Genomic DNA, 16,733 nt, shown 5'->3' with positions numbered 1-16,733 from the left:
AGGGGTCGGCTCAGGCGAGCAGCCCCTCGACCTCGCCGGCCAGGTGACGTGCCAGGCCGGCGACATCGAGATGGGCACGCCCCTCGACCATCACCCGGATCAGCGGCTCGGTGCCGGAGGGACGCAGCAACACCCGCCCCTGGTCGCCCAGCTGCGCCTCCACACCGGCCACGGCGTCCTGCAGCGCCGGCATGTCCATCAGGGCCTTGGCATCGGTACCCGCCGTGAGGCGCACATTGACCAGCACCTGGGGCGCCTTCTCCAGCCCGGCCAGCAGGCGAGTCAACGGCTGACCCTCGCGCACCATGATCGCCAGCACCTGCAGCGCCGAGACGATACCGTCGCCGGTGGTCTGCACGTGACCGCAGACGATATGCCCCGAGGATTCGCCGCCGAGCTGCCAGCCATTGGCGGCCAGGCGCTCCATCACGTAGCGATCGCCGACCCTGGCACGCTCGAAGGGAATGTCCATCTCCTCGAGGGCAGCGGCCAGGCCGAAGTTGGACATCAGGGTACCCACCACGCCGCCGCCCAGATCACCGCGGGCATGGCGGTCGCGGGCGATCAGGTAGAGGATGTCGTCGCCGTCGATCTCGCGGCCGTCGGCGTCGACCAGCAGGACACGGTCTCCGTCGCCGTCGAAGGCCACGCCCAGGTCGGCACCCCGCTGGATCACCGCCGCGCGCAGCGCCGCCGGATGAGTGGAGCCCACCTCGCGGTTGATGTTGAGGCCATCGGGCTCGGCACCGATCAGGCTCACCTCGGCCCCCAGCTCGCGGAACACGCTGGGCGCGATGTGATAGGTGGCGCCGTGGGCACAGTCCAGCACCACCTTCAGGCCGCGCAGGCTGACCCGGTCGGGAATCGTCGACTTGCAGAACTCGATGTAGCGACCGGCGGCATCGTCGATGCGTGCCGCCTTGCCCAGCTGGTCGGCCGCCACGGTGGTCAGCGGCTCCTCGAGCATCGCCTCGATGCGTGCCTCCACCTCGTCGGCCAGCTTGACCCCTTCGGTGGAGAAGAACTTGATGCCGTTGTCGGCGAAGGGGTTGTGCGAGGCCGAGATGACGATGCCGGCATCCGCCCGGAAGGTACGGGTCAGGTAGGCGATGCCGGGCGTCGGCATGGGCCCCAGCAGGGCCACGTCCACGCCCGCGGCGGAGAGCCCCGCCTCCAGGGCCGACTCGAACATGTAGCCGGAGATCCGCGTATCCTTGCCGATCAGCACCCGATGGCGCCGCTTGCCGTTCGTCTCCGCCAGCACGCGCCCGGTGGCCCAGCCCAGCTTCAGCATGAAGTCGGCAGTGATCGGGGGCTCACCCACCGTGCCACGGATGCCATCGGTGCCGAAATAGCGTCTAGTCATGCTCGCAACCTTCCTTGAGTACGGCCCAGGTCATGTTCACGGCGTCCACGCTGGGCCCCACATCGTGGACGCGCAGGATTCGCGCCCCACGCTCGACGGCCAGCGCCGTCAGGGCCAGCCCACCGGGCAGGCGCTCCTCCACCGGTCGCGCGAGCACCTTGCCGATCATGCTCTTGCGCGACGTGCCCACCAGCAGCGGCAGGCCGAGCTGCGCCAGGCGCTCCATGCGATTGAGCAGGCGAAGGTTGTGCTCGACGGTCTTGCCGAAGCCGAACCCCGGGTCGATCAGCAGGCGCTCGCGGCGCAGACCGGCTGCCTCGCAGGCGGCCACGCGAGCCTCCAGGTAGTCGGCGACCGCCTCCTCCACCGGCACATCATAGCGGGGTGCCTGCTGCATGTCGCGGGGCTCGCCCTGGCGATGCATCAGGCAGACCGGCAGGCCGCTGCAGGTCGCCGCCTCCAGCGCCCCCTCGCCCTCCAGGGCGCGCACGTCGTTGATCAGGCCGGCCCCCAGGGCGGTCACCTCACGCATCACCTCGGGGCTGCTGGTGTCCACCGACACCAGGGCATCGAGCTCGCGGACCAGGGCTTCCACCACCGGTGCCACCCGTTCCAGTTCCTGCTGCGGGTCGACCGGATCGGCACCCGGGCGAGTGGACTCGCCACCCACGTCGATGACCGCCGCCCCCTCGGCCAGCATCTGCTCGGCATGGCGCAGCGCGTCGTCCAGGGCCAGGTGACGACCGCCGTCGGAGAAGGAGTCGGGGGTGACGTTGAGGATGCCCATCACCCGGGGAAAGGAGAGATCGAGCCGATGCCGGCCACACGGCAGGGAAGTGGGGTTATCGTCCATCATGGTGCCTGAAATCGAGAGCCTGGGTCGGTAAACGGAGAACCAGAATGGCGAAGGCGCCCCGCGGGGCGCCTGCCATTCGACGGAATGCCTCAGGAGCCGGCCGGCCCCCCCAGGGGGTCGGAGGGGCGGCGACGGGGTTCGTCGTCGTCCTCCTCGTCGCCGTCATCGACCTGCTCCGGCGCTTCCGGCGCGGCCTCGACACCAGCCCCCCCGGCAGAGGAACCACCGCCGCTCGGGTCGTCCCAGCCCTCGGGGGGACGCGGCTCACGCCCCTCCATGATGTCCCTGAGCTGGGTGGAGTCGATGGTCTCGTAGGTCATCAGCGCCTCGGCCATGGCATCCAGCTTGTCGCGGTTGTCCTCGAGGATCTGCCTGGCCTGGGCATAGCAGTCGTCGATGATCTTGCGCACTTCCTTGTCGAGCTTGGAGGTGGTCTCGCCGGACTTCAGCTTGCCACCCTGGCCGGGGCCGCCGAGGAACTGGTGGGACTCGTCCTCGTCGTACATGATCGGCCCCATCTCCTCGGAGAGGCCCCACTTGGCGACCATGTTGTGGGCCAGCTCGGTGGCGCGCTTGATGTCGTTCGACGCCCCGGTGGTCACCCCGTTCGGCCCCAGGGTCATCTCCTCGGCGATGCGCCCGCCGAACAGCGAGCAGATCTGGCTGATGATCTGCTGGCGCGACAGGCTGTAGCGATCCTGCTCGGGCAGGAACATGGTCACGCCCAGCGCCCGACCACGCGGAATGATGGTCACCTTGTAGACCGGGTCGTGCTCCGGCATCACCAGGCCGATGATGGCGTGGCCCGACTCGTGGTAGGCGGTGTTGAGCTTCTCCTTCTCGGTCATGACCATGGAGCGCCGCTCGGCCCCCATCATGATCTTGTCCTTGGCCAGCTCCAGCTCCTCCATGCTGACCAGGCGCTTGTTGCGGCGGGCAGCGAACAGCGCGGCCTCGTTGACCAGGTTGGCCAGGTCGGCGCCGGAGAAGCCCGGGGTGCCACGGGCGATCAGCGACGGCTTGACGTCGTCGGCCAGGGGGACCTTGCGCAGGTGCACGTTGAGGATGTGCTCGCGACCACGGATGTCCGGCAGCGGCACCACCACCTGGCGGTCGAAACGGCCCGGGCGCAGCAGCGCCGGGTCGAGCACGTCGGGACGGTTGGTGGCGGCGATGACGATGATGCCCTCGTTGGCCTCGAAGCCGTCCATCTCCACCAGCAGCTGGTTCAGCGTCTGCTCGCGCTCGTCGTTGCCGCCGCCCATGCCGGCGCCGCGCGAACGCCCCACGGCATCGATCTCGTCGATGAAGATGATGCAGGGCGCCTGCTTCTTGGCCTGCTCGAACATGTCGCGCACCCGCGAGGCACCCACGCCGACGAACATCTCGACGAAGTCGGAACCCGAGATCGAGAAGAACGGCACCTTGGCCTCGCCGGCGATGGACTTGGCGAGCAGCGTCTTGCCGGTCCCCGGCGGGCCGACCATCAGCACGCCGCGCGGGATGGTGCCGCCCAGGCGCTGGAACTTGGTCGGGTCACGCAGGAAGTCGACCAGCTCCTCGACCTCCTCCTTGGCCTCGTCGCAGCCGGCCACGTCGGAGAAGGTGGTCTTGATCTGGTCCTGGGAGAGCAGCTTGGCCTTGGACTTGCCGAAGCTCATCGGCCCGCCCTTGCCGCCGGCACCGCCCTGCATCTGGCGCATGAAGAACATGAAGATCGCCAGGATCAACAGGATCGGGAAGCTGGCGATCAGCAGGCGCGTCCACAGGCTCTGCTGCTCGGGCTCCTTGCCGACCACGGTGACGTTGTTGGAGAGCAGGTCGTCGATCAGCTTGGGATCCTCGGCCGCCGGGCGGATGGTCTGGAACTGGGACCCGTCCGTGCGCTCACCGGTGATCTTGTAACCATCGATGGTCACGCTGCGGACCTGCTGATTCTGCACCTGCTGGACGAACTGCGAGTAGTTCGTCGTCTGCGGTGCGCTGTCGACACTGAAGTTGTTGAACACCGTCAGCAGCACTGCCGCGATGACCAACCACAGGATCAGGTTCTTCGCCATGTCGTTCAAGGGACCACCCTCAATTGCAAATATCTGTCAGCCGGATGCGCCTGGCATCTTGGACACTACATGAGCGGGCCGTGTTCAGCCACTGGCGAGCGGCTCGCTGCCAGTCTGCATCATGCTCGACTGTGACACAGTCGAGACGCCATGTCCGGCAATGGCGCCAGTAGTCCCTGCCTATCAGGACGCTGCGTATGTCTCTTGGGCGGCCGAGGCACTGCCGCTTTCCCGGGTCGACCCGGGCCCTGCCTCAACCGCGAAAATTCTCTGCCAGCAGGTAGACCTCACGGGAGCGGGCGCGCGAGGCCTCGGGCTTGCGCGTCACCACCCGGCCGAAGCTGCCACGCAACTCCTTGAGAAACTCGTCGAACCCCTCACCCTGGAACACCTTGGCCAGGAAACACCCGCCGGGCGACAGGGTCTGGCGCGCCAGGTCCAGCGCCAGTTCCACCAGGTACATCGCCTGGGGCTGGTCGATCGCCGCCATACCACTCATGTTGGGGGCCATGTCCGACATCACAAGGTCCACCGGGCGCTCGCCCAGGGCCGCCAGGATCGCTTCGAGCACCGGCGCCTCGGTGAAGTCCCCCTGGATGAAGTCGACCCCGGCCAGGGCATCCATCTCCAGGATGTCGGAGGCGATCACGACTCCCTCGGGGCCGACCCGCTCCGCCGCCACCTGGCTCCAGCCACCGGGGGCGGCGCCCAGGTCGATCACCGTCATGCCCCGCCGCAGAAGTCGGTCCTTGTCGTCGAGCGCCATCAGCTTGTAGCTGGCACGGCTGCGATAGCCGTCCTGCCAGCTGCGCTGCACGTACGGGTCGTCGAAGTGCTCCTTCAGCCAGCCCTTGCTGGTCTTGCTGGCGCCACTCTTGCTCGCGCCCTTGGCGCCCTTGCGGGAAGAGGAGGAAGTTGCCACGGCATCACCTGCGATGAAACGGGAATGACAGACAGGCGGTCGAGCGGAATCCGGAAAGACCCGGGGAGTGCGACGGGGTCCTGACCTGCGGGCCCGGCAGAGCACGACGGCGAACCGCTCGCGGCGCGCCCTTCACACGGCAGCCTGCCGTGTGGTTTTCGTCGTAGCCCCTCCCGCGGCTTTCGCCCCACGGCGTTTCGCCGTATCGATTTTCATGTACTATGGGCGGCTGCGCGCAACCGGGAAGACGCAAGATACCATGAGCTTGTCACAGGCACAAAAGAAAGCATTCCGCAGCATCGGCCACCACCTGAACCCGGTGGTCACGGTCTCCGACAACGGCATCTCGGAGGGCGTGCTGGCGGAACTCGACCGGGCGCTCGGCGACCACGAGCTGGTCAAGGTCAAGCTGGCCCTGCCCGAGCGCGACGACCGCGCCGCCATGCTCGCCGAGCTGGTGCAGGCGAGCGGGGCCGAGCTGGTACAGACCATCGGCAAGATGGCACTGCTCTACCGCCACAACCCCCAGGCCAACCCGAAACTCTCCAACGTCAAGCGCTTCGAGGGACACCACGGCCGACACTGAGCTGCCGCTCAGAGCTGTAAGCTTCAAGCCGCAAGTCAAACCCAGAACACCTCCAGCTCAAACCTGAACTGGAGGTGTTCTTCTTGCAGCTTAAAGCTCATGGCTTACAGCTGCCCGAAGGGCTACAGGTGCTCGACGCTGGAGATCTCGTACTCGACGTCGCCACCCGGGGTCCTGACCGCCACCACATCGCCCTCCTCCTTGCCGATCAGGGCGCGGGCGATGGGCGAGGTGACCGAGATGCGGCCCGACTTGATGTCGGCCTCGTCCTCGCCGACGATGCGGTAGGTCACCTCCTCGTCGGTATCGAGGTTGATCAGCTCGACGGTGACGCCGAAGATCACCTTGCCGGTACGCGGCAGCTTGGTGACGTCGATCACCTGGGCGCTGGAGAGCTTGCCCTCGATCTCCTGGATGCGCCCCTCGATGAAGCCCTGCTGCTCGCGGGCGGCATGGTACTCGGCGTTCTCCTTGAGATCGCCATGCTCACGGGCTTCCGCTATGGCGGCGATCACCCTGGGACGCGCCTCACTCTTCAGCTCCTCGAGCTCCTTGCGCAGGCGTGCCTCACCGGCAACGGTCATCGGGACCTTGTTCATTGTGCAGCTCCTGCATGCAAATCCTGAAGCCGCCGCACCGTGATGGCATTGCCGTACTCCAGCGCCATGCAGACGGCACTGGCTCCCGCCAGGGTGGTGGCGTAGGGAACCTTGCGGGCAAGCGCGGTGCGGCGGATCACCGAGGAGTCCTGGATCGCCTGACGACCCTCGGTGGTATTGACGATATAGGCAATGTCGTCGTTCTTGAGCAGATCGACGATATGCGGGCGACCTTCGAACACCTTGTTCACGACCTCGACGTCGAGGCCGGCAGCCTCGAGGGCGGCGGCGGTACCCCGGGTCGCGCACAGCGTGAAGCCCAATTTTACCAGAGAACGGGCCACCTCGATAACACCCGCCTTGTCGGGCTCGCGCACCGAGAGGAACGCCTTGCGCGGCCCCTCGAGGGGCGGGATCGCCTCGCCGGCACCCAGCTGCGCCTTGTAGAAGGCCTCGGCGAAGGTGTCGCCGCTGCCCATCACCTCGCCGGTGGACTTCATCTCCGGCGACAGGATGGGGTCGACGCCCGGGAACTTGTTGAACGGGAAGACCGCCTCCTTGACGCTGTAGAAGTGCGGCACCACCTCGGCCTCGAAGCCCTGCTCGGCCAGGGTCTTGCCGGCCATGCAGCGGGCGGCGACCTGGGCCAGCGAGGTACCGATGCACTTGGAGACGAAGGGCACGGTACGCGAGGCGCGCGGGTTGACCTCGATGACGTAGATCTCGCCGTCCTGCCAGGCCAGCTGCACGTTCATCAGCCCCTTGACACCGAGCTCCACGGCCATGCGCTCGACCTGGCGGCGCATCTCGTCCTGCACCTCGGCGGGCAGCGAATAGGGCGGCAGCGAGCAGGCGGAGTCACCGGAGTGCACGCCGGCCTGCTCGATGTGCTGCATGATGCCGCCGATCACCACCCGCTGGCCGTCGGAGACCGCGTCGATGTCGATCTCGATGGCGGCATTGAGGAAGTGGTCGAGCAGTACCGGCGAATCGTTGGAGACCTTGACCGCGTGGGTCATGTAGTTCTCCAGCTCCGAGGCGTCGTAGACGATCTCCATGGCGCGGCCGCCCAGCACGTAGCTGGGGCGTACCACCAGCGGGTAGCCGATCGCCTCGGCCTTGGCGAAGGCCTCCTCGAAGCTGCGCGCGGTGGCGTTGGGCGGCTGCCTGAGGCCCAGCTTGTCGATCATCTGCTGGAAGCGCTCGCGATCCTCGGCGCGGTCGATGGCGTCCGGGGTGGTGCCGATGATCGGCACGCCGGCGGCCTCCAGCTCGCGGGCCAGCTTCAGCGGCGTCTGGCCGCCGAACTGCACGATCACGCCGACCGGCTTTTCCTTGTCGGCGATCTCCAGCACGTCCTCCAGGGTCACCGGCTCGAAGTAGAGACGGTCGCTGGTGTCGTAGTCGGTGGAGACGGTCTCCGGGTTGCAGTTGACCATGATGGTCTCGTAACCGTCGTCGTGCATGGCGAAGGCGGCATGGACGCAGCAGTAGTCGAACTCGATGCCCTGGCCGATGCGGTTGGGCCCGCCGCCCAGCACCATGATCTTCTGACGGTCGCTGACCTCCGCCTCGCACTCCTCCTCGTAGGTGGAGTACATGTAGGCGGTGTCCGAGGCGAACTCGGCCGCGCAGGTGTCGACCCGCTTGTAGACCGGGCGGACGCCGGCCTTCTGGCGGGCCTTGCGGAACTCCTTCTCCGAGACACCGAGCAGGCTGGCCAGGCGGGCATCCGAGAAGCCCTTGCGCTTGAGGCCGAACAGCTCGCGGGGGGAGAGTTCCGACAGCGAACGCCTGGCAACCGCCTTCTCGCTGGCGATCAGGTCCTCGATCTGCACCAGGAACCAGGGGTCGATCCTGGTCAGGGCGAAGACGTCATCCACGCTCATGCCGGCACGCATGGCGTCGGCGACGAAGAAGATACGCTCGGCGCCGGCGGCCTGCAGCTCGCCCTTGATATGCGCCAGGGCATCGTCGGTGAACTCGGTCACCTTGGGGTCGAGGCCGTCGTTGCCGGTCTCCATGCCGCGCAGCGCCTTGTGCAGCGACTCCTGGAAGGTGCGCCCGATGGCCATCACCTCGCCCACCGACTTCATCTGAGTGGTCAGCCGGTCGTTGGCCTGGGGGAACTTCTCGAAGGTGAAGCGCGGGATCTTGGTGACCACGTAGTCGATGGAGGGCTCGAACGACGCCGGGGTGCGACCGCCGGTGATGTCGTTCTGCAGCTCGTCCAGGGTGTAGCCCACCGCCAGCTTGGCGGCGATCTTGGCGATCGGGAAGCCGGTGGCCTTGGAGGCCAGCGCCGAGGAGCGCGACACTCGCGGGTTCATCTCGATGACCACCATGCGCCCGGTGTCCGGGTCCACGCCGAACTGCACGTTGGAGCCGCCGGTCTCGACGCCGATCTCGCGCAGCACCGCAAGCGATGCGTCGCGCATGATCTGGTACTCCTTGTCGGTCAGCGTCTGGGCCGGGGCCACGGTGATGGAGTCGCCGGTGTGCACGCCCATGGGGTCGAAGTTCTCGATGGCGCAGACGATGATGCAGTTGTCGTTCCGGTCACGAACGACCTCCATCTCGTACTCCTTCCAGCCCAGCAGCGACTCGTCGATCAGCAGCTCGTGGTTGTTGGAGAGCTCGAAGCCGCGGGTGCAGATCTCCTCGAACTCCTCCTTGTTGTAGGCCACGCCGCCGCCGGAGCCACCCATGGTGTAGGAGGGACGGATGATCACCGGGAAGCCGAGCGAGGCCTGGATGCGCCAGGCCTCCTCCATGCTGTGGGCCACCTCGGCCTTGGGGCACTCCAGGCCGATGCGCTTCATGGCCTGGTCGAAGAGGTCGCGGTCCTCGGCCTTGTTGATGGCATCGGCGTTGGCGCCGATCATCTCCACGCCGTACTTGGCCAGCACGCCATGCTTGTCCAGCTCCAGGGCGCAGTTGAGCGCGGTCTGGCCGCCCATGGTGGGCAGGATGGCGTCGGGGCGCTCGGCCTCGATGATCTTCTCCACCGCCTGCCAGGTGATCGGCTCGATGTAGGTGGCATCGGCCATGGCCGGGTCGGTCATGATGGTGGCCGGGTTGGAGTTGACCAGGATGACCCGGTAGCCCTCCTCGCGCAGCGCCTTGCAGGCCTGGGCGCCGGAGTAGTCGAATTCGCAGGCCTGGCCGATGACGATGGGGCCGGCGCCGATGATCAGGATGCTTTGGATGTCTGTACGCTTGGGCATGACGGTTCCCGCGGCAAATCGGTGATAGACAGGCTGATGTCGGGCGGTGCGCGCTTAGCGGCGCGCCTTCATCATGGCGACGAAACGGTCGAACAGCGGCGCCACGTCGTGCGGGCCGGGGCTCGCCTCGGGATGTCCCTGGAAGCTGAAGGCCGGGCGGTCGGTGCGCTCGATGCCCTGCAGCGAGCCGTCGAACAGCGAGCGGTGGGTGGCGCGCACGCTGGCCGGCAGGGTCGCCTCGTCGGCGGCGAAGCCGTGGTTCTGGCTGGTGATCATCACGCGACCCGTGTCGAGGTCCTGGACCGGGTGGTTGGCACCGTGGTGGCCGAACTTCATCTTCACCGTCTTCGCCCCGCTGGCCAGCGCCAGCAGCTGGTGGCCCAGGCAGATGCCGAACACCGGAAGCTCGGTCTCGAGGATCTCGCGGATCGCCGTGATGGCGTAGTCGCAGGGCTCGGGGTCGCCGGGGCCGTTGGCCAGGAAGATGCCGTCCGGGTTGAGGGCCAGCACCTCGGACGCCGGGGTCTGGGCCGGCACCACGGTGAGGCGACAGCCGCGGGAGGCGAGCATGCGCAGGATGTTGCGCTTGACCCCGTAGTCGTAGGCCACCACATGGTAGGGCCGCTCGCCCCGGGCGGTGTCCGCGTAGCCCTCGCCCAGGGCCCACTCGCCCTCGCTCCACTCGTAGGGGGCCTGACAGGAGACCACCCTGGCCAGGTCCATGCCCTTGAGCCCCGGGAAGGCGCGGGCGGCCTCCAGGGCACGCGCCACGGCAGCATCGCCCTCGGCGTCGGCACCGGCGAGGATGGCGCCGTTCTGGGCCCCCTTGTCGCGCAGGATGCGGGTCAGGCGACGGGTGTCGATGTCGGCGATGCCGAGCACGTTCTGGCTCGCGAGATAGTCGGAGAGCGACTGCTCGCAGCGGAAGCTGCTGGCCAGCAGCGGCAGGTCGCGGATCACCAGGCCGGCGGCGGCGATGGCGCCGGACTCGACGTCCTCGGCGTTGACGCCGGTGTTACCGATATGCGGGTAGGTGAGGGTGACGATCTGGCGAGTATAGGAAGGATCGGTCAGGATTTCCTGGTAGCCGGTCATGGCCGTATTGAACACCACCTCACCGCTCGTTTGCCCATCGGCGCCGATGGCCGTGCCGTGGAACACACTGCCGTCTTCCAGGGCCAGTATCGCGGGTCTGTTCAATGCAACGTCCTCCCATGTTTATAAAACGACGGCTCGTCAAGGAATACTGCTTACCGATGGCCGGCCCGCAAAAAAGCGGGACGAAACCCGATGAAGACCGGTTTCATCCCGCTTGTTGTCATTCGCTCGGAATGCGGGGCCGAAGCAACAAGCGCTTGAGAGGGCTTTCGCCCGATGCGCCCGGCCAAAATTTTGGAGATGTTACAGGATTCGCCCCGTCCTGACTAGGCCAGACCGAGCACATCCTGCATAGCGTAGCGGCCGTTGTCCTGGCCGGCCACCCAGCGCGCCGCGCGCACCGCGCCCTTGGCGAAGGTCATGCGGCTGGACGCCTTGTGGGTGATCTCGATTCGCTCGCCCTCGGTGGCGAACATCACCGTATGCTCGCCGACGATGTCCCCCGCGCGCACGGTGGCGAAGCCGATCTCGCGGTCCGAACGCGGCCCGCACTGCCCCACCCGCTCGAACACGCCATGCTCCTTGAGGGTGCGCCCCAGGCTCTCGGCCACCACCTCGCCCATCTTCAGGGCGGTGCCGGAGGGGGCATCCACCTTGTGGCGGTGGTGCGCCTCGATCACCTCGATGTCATAGCCCTCGTCGCCCAGCGCCCTCGCGGCCGTCTCCAGCAGCTTGAGGGTCAGGTTCACACCCACGCTCATGTTCGGCGCGAACACGAAGGGCAGCCTCGCGCCGTAGCCGTCCAGCTCGGCCAGCTCCTCGTCGGAGAGCCCGGTGGTGCCGATCACCATGCGCTTGCCGTGCGCGGCACAGAAGGCCAGGTTGGCGAGGGTGGCCCGGGGCGCGGTGAAGTCGATCAGCACGTCGAAGTCATCGACGATGGCCTCGAGGGAATCCACCGCAGCCACCCCCAGCCTGCCGACCCCGGCGAGCTCGCCGATGTCGGCGCCGGCAAGCGAGCTGCCCGGCTCGACGATGCCGCCGGCCAGGGTGGCGCCGTCATCCTGCTGCACGGCATTGACCAGGGTGCGGCCCATGCGGCCGGCGACACCGACGATGGCGATACGGGTCATGCGGACTCCTGCGAATTCGATGGCGTTGACGATGGGCGGCAGTATATCAGAGCCGCGCCTCCCCGAGGACGACGATGCGCTTGGGCAGCCGCGGAGGAATCGCCCACACTGGGCGTATCGATGCAAGGGTCACCGCCATGCACTCGCCCCCCGACCGACTGCCTCCGGGTCACCCACTGCTGGCGCTGCTCCAGCGGCACGCACGCGTGCTGCTGATCGGCGCCCCGGGCAGCGGCAAGAGCACCCTGGCCTGCGCCGCGGCCGCCAGCCTGGCCGACGAGGGCCGGGCCTGCCTCTGCCTGAGCGCCGATCCGGGACTGCCCGGCGTGGGACCTCCCGGCGCCGTCTGCCTGGGGCGCTGGAATCCGCAGCCGGGAGAGGATGGCCGGTGGCGGCTCGAGGCCATGCAGGCGTTGGCGACGCTGGACAGTGCCCGCTTCCGCCTGCCGCTGGTCGAGGCGGTACGCCGACTGGCCGACCTCGCGCCGAACGGTCCGCTGCTGCTGGATGCCCCCGGCGTGGTACGCGGCGCCGCCGGGGCAGAACTGCTGCCGGCACTCGCCGCGGCCGGGCGGGTGAGCGCCCTGGTCATGCTGGCACCCGACGCCAACCCCGCCCCCCTGAGTCACGAGTGCCGCGCCCTGGACCTCGAACAGCTGTCACTGACCCCGGACCCGCGGGCCCGCCACCCGGGACGTTCGGTACGCACCCGGCGCCGCACCGACGCCTGGAACGCCTACCTGGCCACCGCCACCGAGCAGGCGCTCGACCTGTCACGCCTGGCGGTGGTCGGCACGCCGCCACCACGCTCCGCCCCCGACGCCTGGCGTGGCCGGCAGGTCGGGCTGCTCGATGCCCACGGCCGTACCCTGGCGCTGGGCGAGGTACTCGCGCTGGACGGCACCAGCCTGCGGCTGCGGGCGCCGCCGACGAGCGCGCCGGCCTGCACCCTGGTGATTCGTGACGCCCAGCGACGCGGCGACGGGCAGCTGGGCACCGCCCGCCCCCACCTCGCACCGACCCGGCATGCCACCGAGCCGGCCGACACCCCCGCCCCGCTGACGGCCGGATCAGGAGCGCGCCCCCAGGTCCGGCTCACCACCCTGACGGCGACCCTGGTCAATGGCGCCTTCGGCGACCCCCTGCTGCACCTGCGCCTGAGGCACCAGAAGCGCAGCCTGCTGTTCGACCTCGGCGACCCGGGCCGCCTGCCGGCGCGCCTCGCGCACCAGGTGACCGACGTCTTCATCAGCCACGCCCACTTCGACCATATCGGCGGCTTTCCCTGGCTGCTGCGTTCACGCATCGGCGACTTCCCCACCTGCCGGTTCTACGGCCCGCCGGGGCTGGCCGATCATCTGGCCGGACAGATCCGCGGCGTGCTCTGGGACCGGGTGGGTGACAAGGCTCCCCGCTTCGAGGTCAGCGAGCTGCACGGCGAGAGGCTCGAGCGCTGGCGCCTCACCGCCGGCGAGGAGCCGACTGCCCTGCCGCCACGGCAGGCGACCGAGGGTGTGCTGCACGAGGAACTCGGCTTTCGCGTGCGCGCGGCGACGCTGGATCACGGCACCCCGGTGCTCGCCTTCGCCTTCGAGCCCGACATCCAGGTCAAGGTGCGCAAGGAACGACTGGAGGCCCTCGGCTGGCCACCCGGTCCCTGGCTGGGCGAGCTCAAGCACCTCGTGCTGGCCGGCGATGGCGACTCCCGGCTCACCCTGCCCAACGGCGAGCACTGGCAGGTGGCGCGGCTGATGGAGACGCTGCTGCTCACCGAGCCCGGCCAGCGGCTGGTCTACGCCACCGACCTGGGCGATACCGCGGAGAACCGCCGGCGACTGGTCGCCCTGGCCCGGCGGGCCCAGGTGCTGTTCTGCGAGGCCCCCTTCCTGTCACGCGAGGCCGAGCAGGCGCGGCTCACCGGCCACCTTACCGCCCGGGCCTGCGGCGAGATCGCCGCCGCGGCCGGCGTCGACCAGCTGATCCCCTTCCACTTCTCGCGCCGCCATGCGGGAGACGCGCAGGCGATTCACGACGAGGTCCGCACCCGCTTCGCCCACCTGCTGCCAGCGGCCGATGCCCCGTGAGCGCCCCTCGCCGCCCGACGGCTTACCCCGCCGGCGCCGGTGGCCGGCCGTTGCGCAGCAGCAGGGTGATGGCGCTCAGCACCAGCAGGCTGCCCGGCAGCCAGACCCAGCCGATCCGTTCCGGCGACTCGACGAACAGCAGCAGCATGGAGACGAAGGGCACCAGGTAGCCATAGGCGGTGACCGCCCCCGGCGTCAGCACCGAGGTGGCCCGCTGCATCAGCCAGAAGGTCAGGGCGCTGGAGAAGAGCCCCAGGTAGACCAGCAGCAGCAGGTCGTGCCGGCTCATCGCGGCGAGCCGGCCGACGGGTTCGACCGCCAGGCCCAGCAGGCCGATCAGCACCCCACCCAGGCCCAGGCTCCAGAAGGTACGCACCGCCGCCGACTCGGCCAGGCGCCCGGTCGCCAGGCCCCACTTGCTGAGCACCGGATAGAGCGCCGAGGAGAGGCAGCCGAGGAAGAACACCGCCTCGCCGATGCCGAGGCTGAACCCTTCCGGCTCCCCCAGCGACTCGGCGAAGGCCAGCCCCAGGGCCCCGGCCGCCCCCAGGGCCAGGATCGCCGGCAGCCGCCAGGCCAGGCGCTCGACCCCGAACCCCAGCCCCAGCAGGAAGGCCAGCAGCGGCACGGTGACATAGAGGGTGGCCATGGAGAGTGCCGTGGCATGGTGCGCCGCCCAGAACATGGCGCCGAAGAAGCCCGCCAGGCAGAGCCCCATCAGGCCGTAGAGCGGCAGCGCCCGCCACCCGGGGAGAAAGGCCGGCGAACGACGCGCCAGCCACCACAGGCCGGCACAGGCGATGGCGAAGCGCAGGGCGGTGAGCGACAGCGGCGGCATCTCGCTCATCAGCCCCACGGCGGGAAACGACAGCCCCACCAGCAGCGCCCACAGCAGCATGCCCAGGTGGGCGACACGCACCGGTGATGCGGCGACGCTCACGTCTCCCAGACGATATCCGGTGACACCCCCTTGAGGGCCTCCAGGGCGGCGTGCACCTCCCCTTCAAGCCGGTCGTGGCTCTCGTCGTCCAGGGCCTCCACGGCGACGATCAGCCGGTCGGATTCCGCCCGGAGGTGGCAGCTGCCCTCGCCGAAGACGACCCTGGCGTCGCTGCCTTCGCGCTCCACCGCCCGCTTGGCGGACCAGTGCTTGCATAGCTGCTCGACCAGCGCCGCCGCGTCCTCGGCGGGAATCTCGGTTCGTGAAATGGGCATGGCTGTCTCCTTCGCGATCGAGGTGGAAGCCACAGACTATGACGCCAGGGACGCCCGGCGCCAGCCCCGCCGCCTGTTCGCCGGGCACAACGACGTGCTCGACCAGGCGGATCATCGGGCGTCACCCCGCGGCAGTCGTCCGGAATTGCCGTACAGCTGCAGGCGTGTTGAGCTCACCCTCGCGACATGATGAGGCGCCCTCTGCATTACGCCAGGCATTGGCGGCGTGCTCGCGGCAGATGTCGGTGGCATGTCCCTTGGGGCCAGACCCGAGGCCACCCAGACGCATTTCAGAATTATCAATACGTTGGACATGGGCAGGTGACAGACTGCCAGCGCTGGGAGCCCCTATGGGGTCAGACCCCGGCGGCGTCGAAACCGCTCGCAAGACGCACCATGACAGGCTTCGCGACTTGGCTGGGGTCTGACCCCATAGGGGCAGCCTCGGCGCCTTCCTAAGAAACCCGCTGCCTGACGGCTTGCACCGGCGCTGACGGCCTACTGGCCCAGCTTTCCACGCAGCTTCATCAGCCTTGCTCATACCTGGAGAGGAAATCTGGGCCTGCTGCATGCCCCTCCCCTCTCGACCGGCGTGATAACGTGACAGCAACACGGCGCAGGGAAAAAGGGAGACACCGCATGGCCGACACGCTTGGCTGCCTGACTCGCCTCAGGGTCGGACAGAGCCGAGGACAGCCGGCCCTCAACAAGCCCTGCTTGTTGCTGGCCATCATCTGTGAGATTCAGGCCGGCCATATCGCATCGAACCCGATCGCCATCGACTCCCGCCTGCTGGCTCGCTACCACGACCTCTACGAGGTGCTCACAGAAGAGCGGCACAAGGCCAATGCCTGGCTCCCCCTTTGGCACCTCGGTACAGACAAGGGCCCTTCCGGATCGCTCTGGTCTCCCGAATACCCGAGCGAGATCGCCTCATTGGCGAGTCAATTTGGGCAGCCGAAATCCTTGAACCAACTGCTGGAACGTTTCTCCTCTGCGCGACTGGACCCCGTGCTTTTCTCGGCCCTGCAGGACCGCCATACGGCCGAAGAGGCCTGCGCCCTGCTGGGATCACGTTATCTGCCATCGGCCCCAGCGGCCCAGGAGCGCCTTCGGGCCTATCTCGAGGTGGCGCTGGCCAGCGGTGAATACGAGCAGCATCCCGAACGCCTGGTAGGTCGCGTCCAGGAGAGTCGACAGCAGTATGCCCGCTCCGCGGCCTTTCGCTCCCTCGTACTGGAGGCCTACGACTACCGCTGCGCAGCGAGCCGATTGCGGTATATCACGCCGGATTACCGCTACCTGGTGGAGGCGGCTCACCTGATCCCCTTCTCCGAGAGCCAGGACGACCGTCCCGTGAATGGCCTGGCCCTTACGCCCAACCTGCACTGGGCCATGGATAATCACCTGATCGCCCCCGGCCCCGACCATCGCTGGCACGTCAGTCCCACCGTGGATGCCCTGGTGCCCGACAACCGCTGGCTCTGCGAGTTGGACGACACGCCGCTGGTACTGCCCCGCGACCCGCTGTGGCACCCGGCCCGCGATGCCCTGACCTGGCGCATGGACCACCTCCAGCGCTGAAGC

The 16,733-nt window shown here is 68.3% G+C and carries 14 protein-coding genes; 4 read left to right on the top strand and 10 right to left on the bottom strand.

Going from position 1 to position 16,733, the window contains the following annotated elements; translation table 11 throughout:
* Window positions 1–10: 10 nt before the first annotated feature.
* The 4 genes from glmM to rlmE form a co-directional block, all read right to left on the bottom strand.
* Window positions 11–1,366 (bottom strand): phosphoglucosamine mutase, encoded by a 1,356-nt coding sequence (gene glmM, locus ACOMD9_RS17200; protein WP_421417210.1) that lies wholly within the window; start codon window positions 1,364–1,366, stop codon window positions 11–13.
* A complete protein-coding gene (folP, locus tag ACOMD9_RS17195; RefSeq protein ID WP_465249816.1) occupies window positions 1,359–2,222 on the bottom strand; it encodes a dihydropteroate synthase in 864 nt (287 codons plus the stop codon). The genes glmM and folP overlap by 8 nt, the downstream gene beginning before the upstream one ends.
* Before the next feature lie 89 nt (window positions 2,223–2,311).
* Complete coding sequence (gene ftsH, locus ACOMD9_RS17190; RefSeq protein WP_421417209.1) at window positions 2,312–4,291, bottom strand: ATP-dependent zinc metalloprotease FtsH; 1,980 nt, start codon at window positions 4,289–4,291, stop codon at window positions 2,312–2,314.
* Window positions 4,292–4,535: 244 nt separating this feature from the next.
* On the bottom strand, window positions 4,536–5,204 hold the full coding sequence (gene rlmE / locus ACOMD9_RS17185) for a 23S rRNA (uridine(2552)-2'-O)-methyltransferase RlmE (protein ID WP_421417208.1): 669 nt from the start codon (window positions 5,202–5,204) through the stop codon (window positions 4,536–4,538).
* A gap of 259 nt (window positions 5,205–5,463) precedes the next feature.
* On the opposite strand from rlmE, the gene yhbY reads away from it, so the two are divergent.
* Window positions 5,464–5,790 (top strand): ribosome assembly RNA-binding protein YhbY, encoded by a 327-nt coding sequence (yhbY, locus tag ACOMD9_RS17180; RefSeq protein WP_421417207.1) that lies wholly within the window; start codon window positions 5,464–5,466, stop codon window positions 5,788–5,790.
* Window positions 5,791–5,912: 122 nt separating this feature from the next.
* On the opposite strand, the gene greA is transcribed toward yhbY, so the two are convergent.
* From greA to dapB, 4 genes are all read right to left on the bottom strand, one after another.
* Window positions 5,913–6,389: a transcription elongation factor GreA gene (gene greA / locus ACOMD9_RS17175; protein WP_421417206.1), complete on the bottom strand. Its 477-nt coding sequence runs from the start codon at window positions 6,387–6,389 to the stop codon at window positions 5,913–5,915.
* Window positions 6,386–9,616 carry a carbamoyl-phosphate synthase large subunit gene (gene carB / locus ACOMD9_RS17170; protein ID WP_421417205.1) on the bottom strand — a complete coding sequence of 1,077 codons (3,231 nt, stop codon included), beginning with the start codon at window positions 9,614–9,616 and terminating at the stop codon, window positions 6,386–6,388. Before carB ends, greA begins: the two co-directional genes overlap by 4 nt.
* A gap of 54 nt (window positions 9,617–9,670) precedes the next feature.
* A complete protein-coding gene (gene carA / locus ACOMD9_RS17165; protein WP_421417204.1) occupies window positions 9,671–10,816 on the bottom strand; it encodes a glutamine-hydrolyzing carbamoyl-phosphate synthase small subunit in 1,146 nt (381 codons plus the stop codon).
* Between the two features lie 224 nt (window positions 10,817–11,040).
* Complete coding sequence (gene dapB / locus ACOMD9_RS17160; protein ID WP_421417203.1) at window positions 11,041–11,847, bottom strand: 4-hydroxy-tetrahydrodipicolinate reductase; 807 nt, start codon at window positions 11,845–11,847, stop codon at window positions 11,041–11,043.
* A 137-nt stretch (window positions 11,848–11,984) separates the two neighbouring features.
* Here dapB and ACOMD9_RS17155 point away from each other — a divergent pair, with 137 nt between their 5' ends.
* Entirely contained in the window at window positions 11,985–13,931 is a 1,947-nt protein-coding gene (locus tag ACOMD9_RS17155; protein ID WP_421417202.1) for a Clp1/GlmU family protein, read from the top strand.
* A gap of 22 nt (window positions 13,932–13,953) precedes the next feature.
* Here the strand turns inward: ACOMD9_RS17155 and ACOMD9_RS17150 are convergent, their stop codons facing one another.
* Together ACOMD9_RS17150 and ACOMD9_RS17145 are read right to left on the bottom strand one after the other, a co-directional pair.
* Complete coding sequence (locus tag ACOMD9_RS17150; protein WP_421417201.1) at window positions 13,954–14,871, bottom strand: EamA family transporter; 918 nt, start codon at window positions 14,869–14,871, stop codon at window positions 13,954–13,956.
* Window positions 14,868–15,146, bottom strand: a complete 279-nt coding sequence (locus ACOMD9_RS17145) for a DUF2218 domain-containing protein (RefSeq protein ID WP_421417200.1) — start codon at window positions 15,144–15,146, stop codon at window positions 14,868–14,870. Before ACOMD9_RS17145 ends, ACOMD9_RS17150 begins: the two co-directional genes overlap by 4 nt.
* On the opposite strand from ACOMD9_RS17145, the gene ACOMD9_RS17140 reads away from it, so the two are divergent.
* Window positions 15,145–15,336 carry a hypothetical protein gene (locus ACOMD9_RS17140; protein ID WP_421417199.1) on the top strand — a complete coding sequence of 64 codons (192 nt, stop codon included), beginning with the start codon at window positions 15,145–15,147 and terminating at the stop codon, window positions 15,334–15,336. The genes ACOMD9_RS17145 and ACOMD9_RS17140 overlap by 2 nt on opposite strands.
* 776 nt (window positions 15,337–16,112) lie before the next feature.
* Window positions 16,113–16,730, top strand: a complete 618-nt coding sequence (locus tag ACOMD9_RS17135) for an HNH endonuclease (RefSeq protein WP_421417198.1) — start codon at window positions 16,113–16,115, stop codon at window positions 16,728–16,730.
* The last annotated feature ends 3 nt before the right edge of the window (window positions 16,731–16,733 follow it).

The sequence above is a fragment of the Halomonas terrestris genome (genome assembly GCF_049166755.1).
Classification (GTDB): Bacteria; Pseudomonadota; Gammaproteobacteria; order Pseudomonadales; family Halomonadaceae; genus Halomonas.
The sequence above is the reverse complement of the archived record's forward strand: the minus strand, read 5'-3'. Positions and strand labels throughout refer to the sequence as shown.

What these genes read in the sequence shown, in the direction of transcription:
- ACOMD9_RS17155 (WP_421417202.1), top strand. Translation starts at nt 11,985, where the DNA reads ATGCACTCGCCCCCCGACCGACTGCCTCCGGGTCACCCACTGCTGGCG.
- ACOMD9_RS17145 (WP_421417200.1), bottom strand. Translation starts at nt 15,146, where the DNA reads ATGCCCATTTCACGAACCGAGATTCCCGCCGAGGACGCGGCGGCGCTG.
- dapB (WP_421417203.1), bottom strand. Translation starts at nt 11,847, where the DNA reads ATGACCCGTATCGCCATCGTCGGTGTCGCCGGCCGCATGGGCCGCACC.
- greA (WP_421417206.1), bottom strand. Translation starts at nt 6,389, where the DNA reads ATGAACAAGGTCCCGATGACCGTTGCCGGTGAGGCACGCCTGCGCAAG.
- glmM (WP_421417210.1), bottom strand. Translation starts at nt 1,366, where the DNA reads ATGACTAGACGCTATTTCGGCACCGATGGCATCCGTGGCACGGTGGGT.
- ACOMD9_RS17140 (WP_421417199.1), top strand. Translation starts at nt 15,145, where the DNA reads ATGGCTGTCTCCTTCGCGATCGAGGTGGAAGCCACAGACTATGACGCC.
- yhbY (WP_421417207.1), top strand. Translation starts at nt 5,464, where the DNA reads ATGAGCTTGTCACAGGCACAAAAGAAAGCATTCCGCAGCATCGGCCAC.
- folP (WP_465249816.1), bottom strand. Translation starts at nt 2,222, where the DNA reads ATGATGGACGATAACCCCACTTCCCTGCCGTGTGGCCGGCATCGGCTC.
- carB (WP_421417205.1), bottom strand. Translation starts at nt 9,616, where the DNA reads ATGCCCAAGCGTACAGACATCCAAAGCATCCTGATCATCGGCGCCGGC.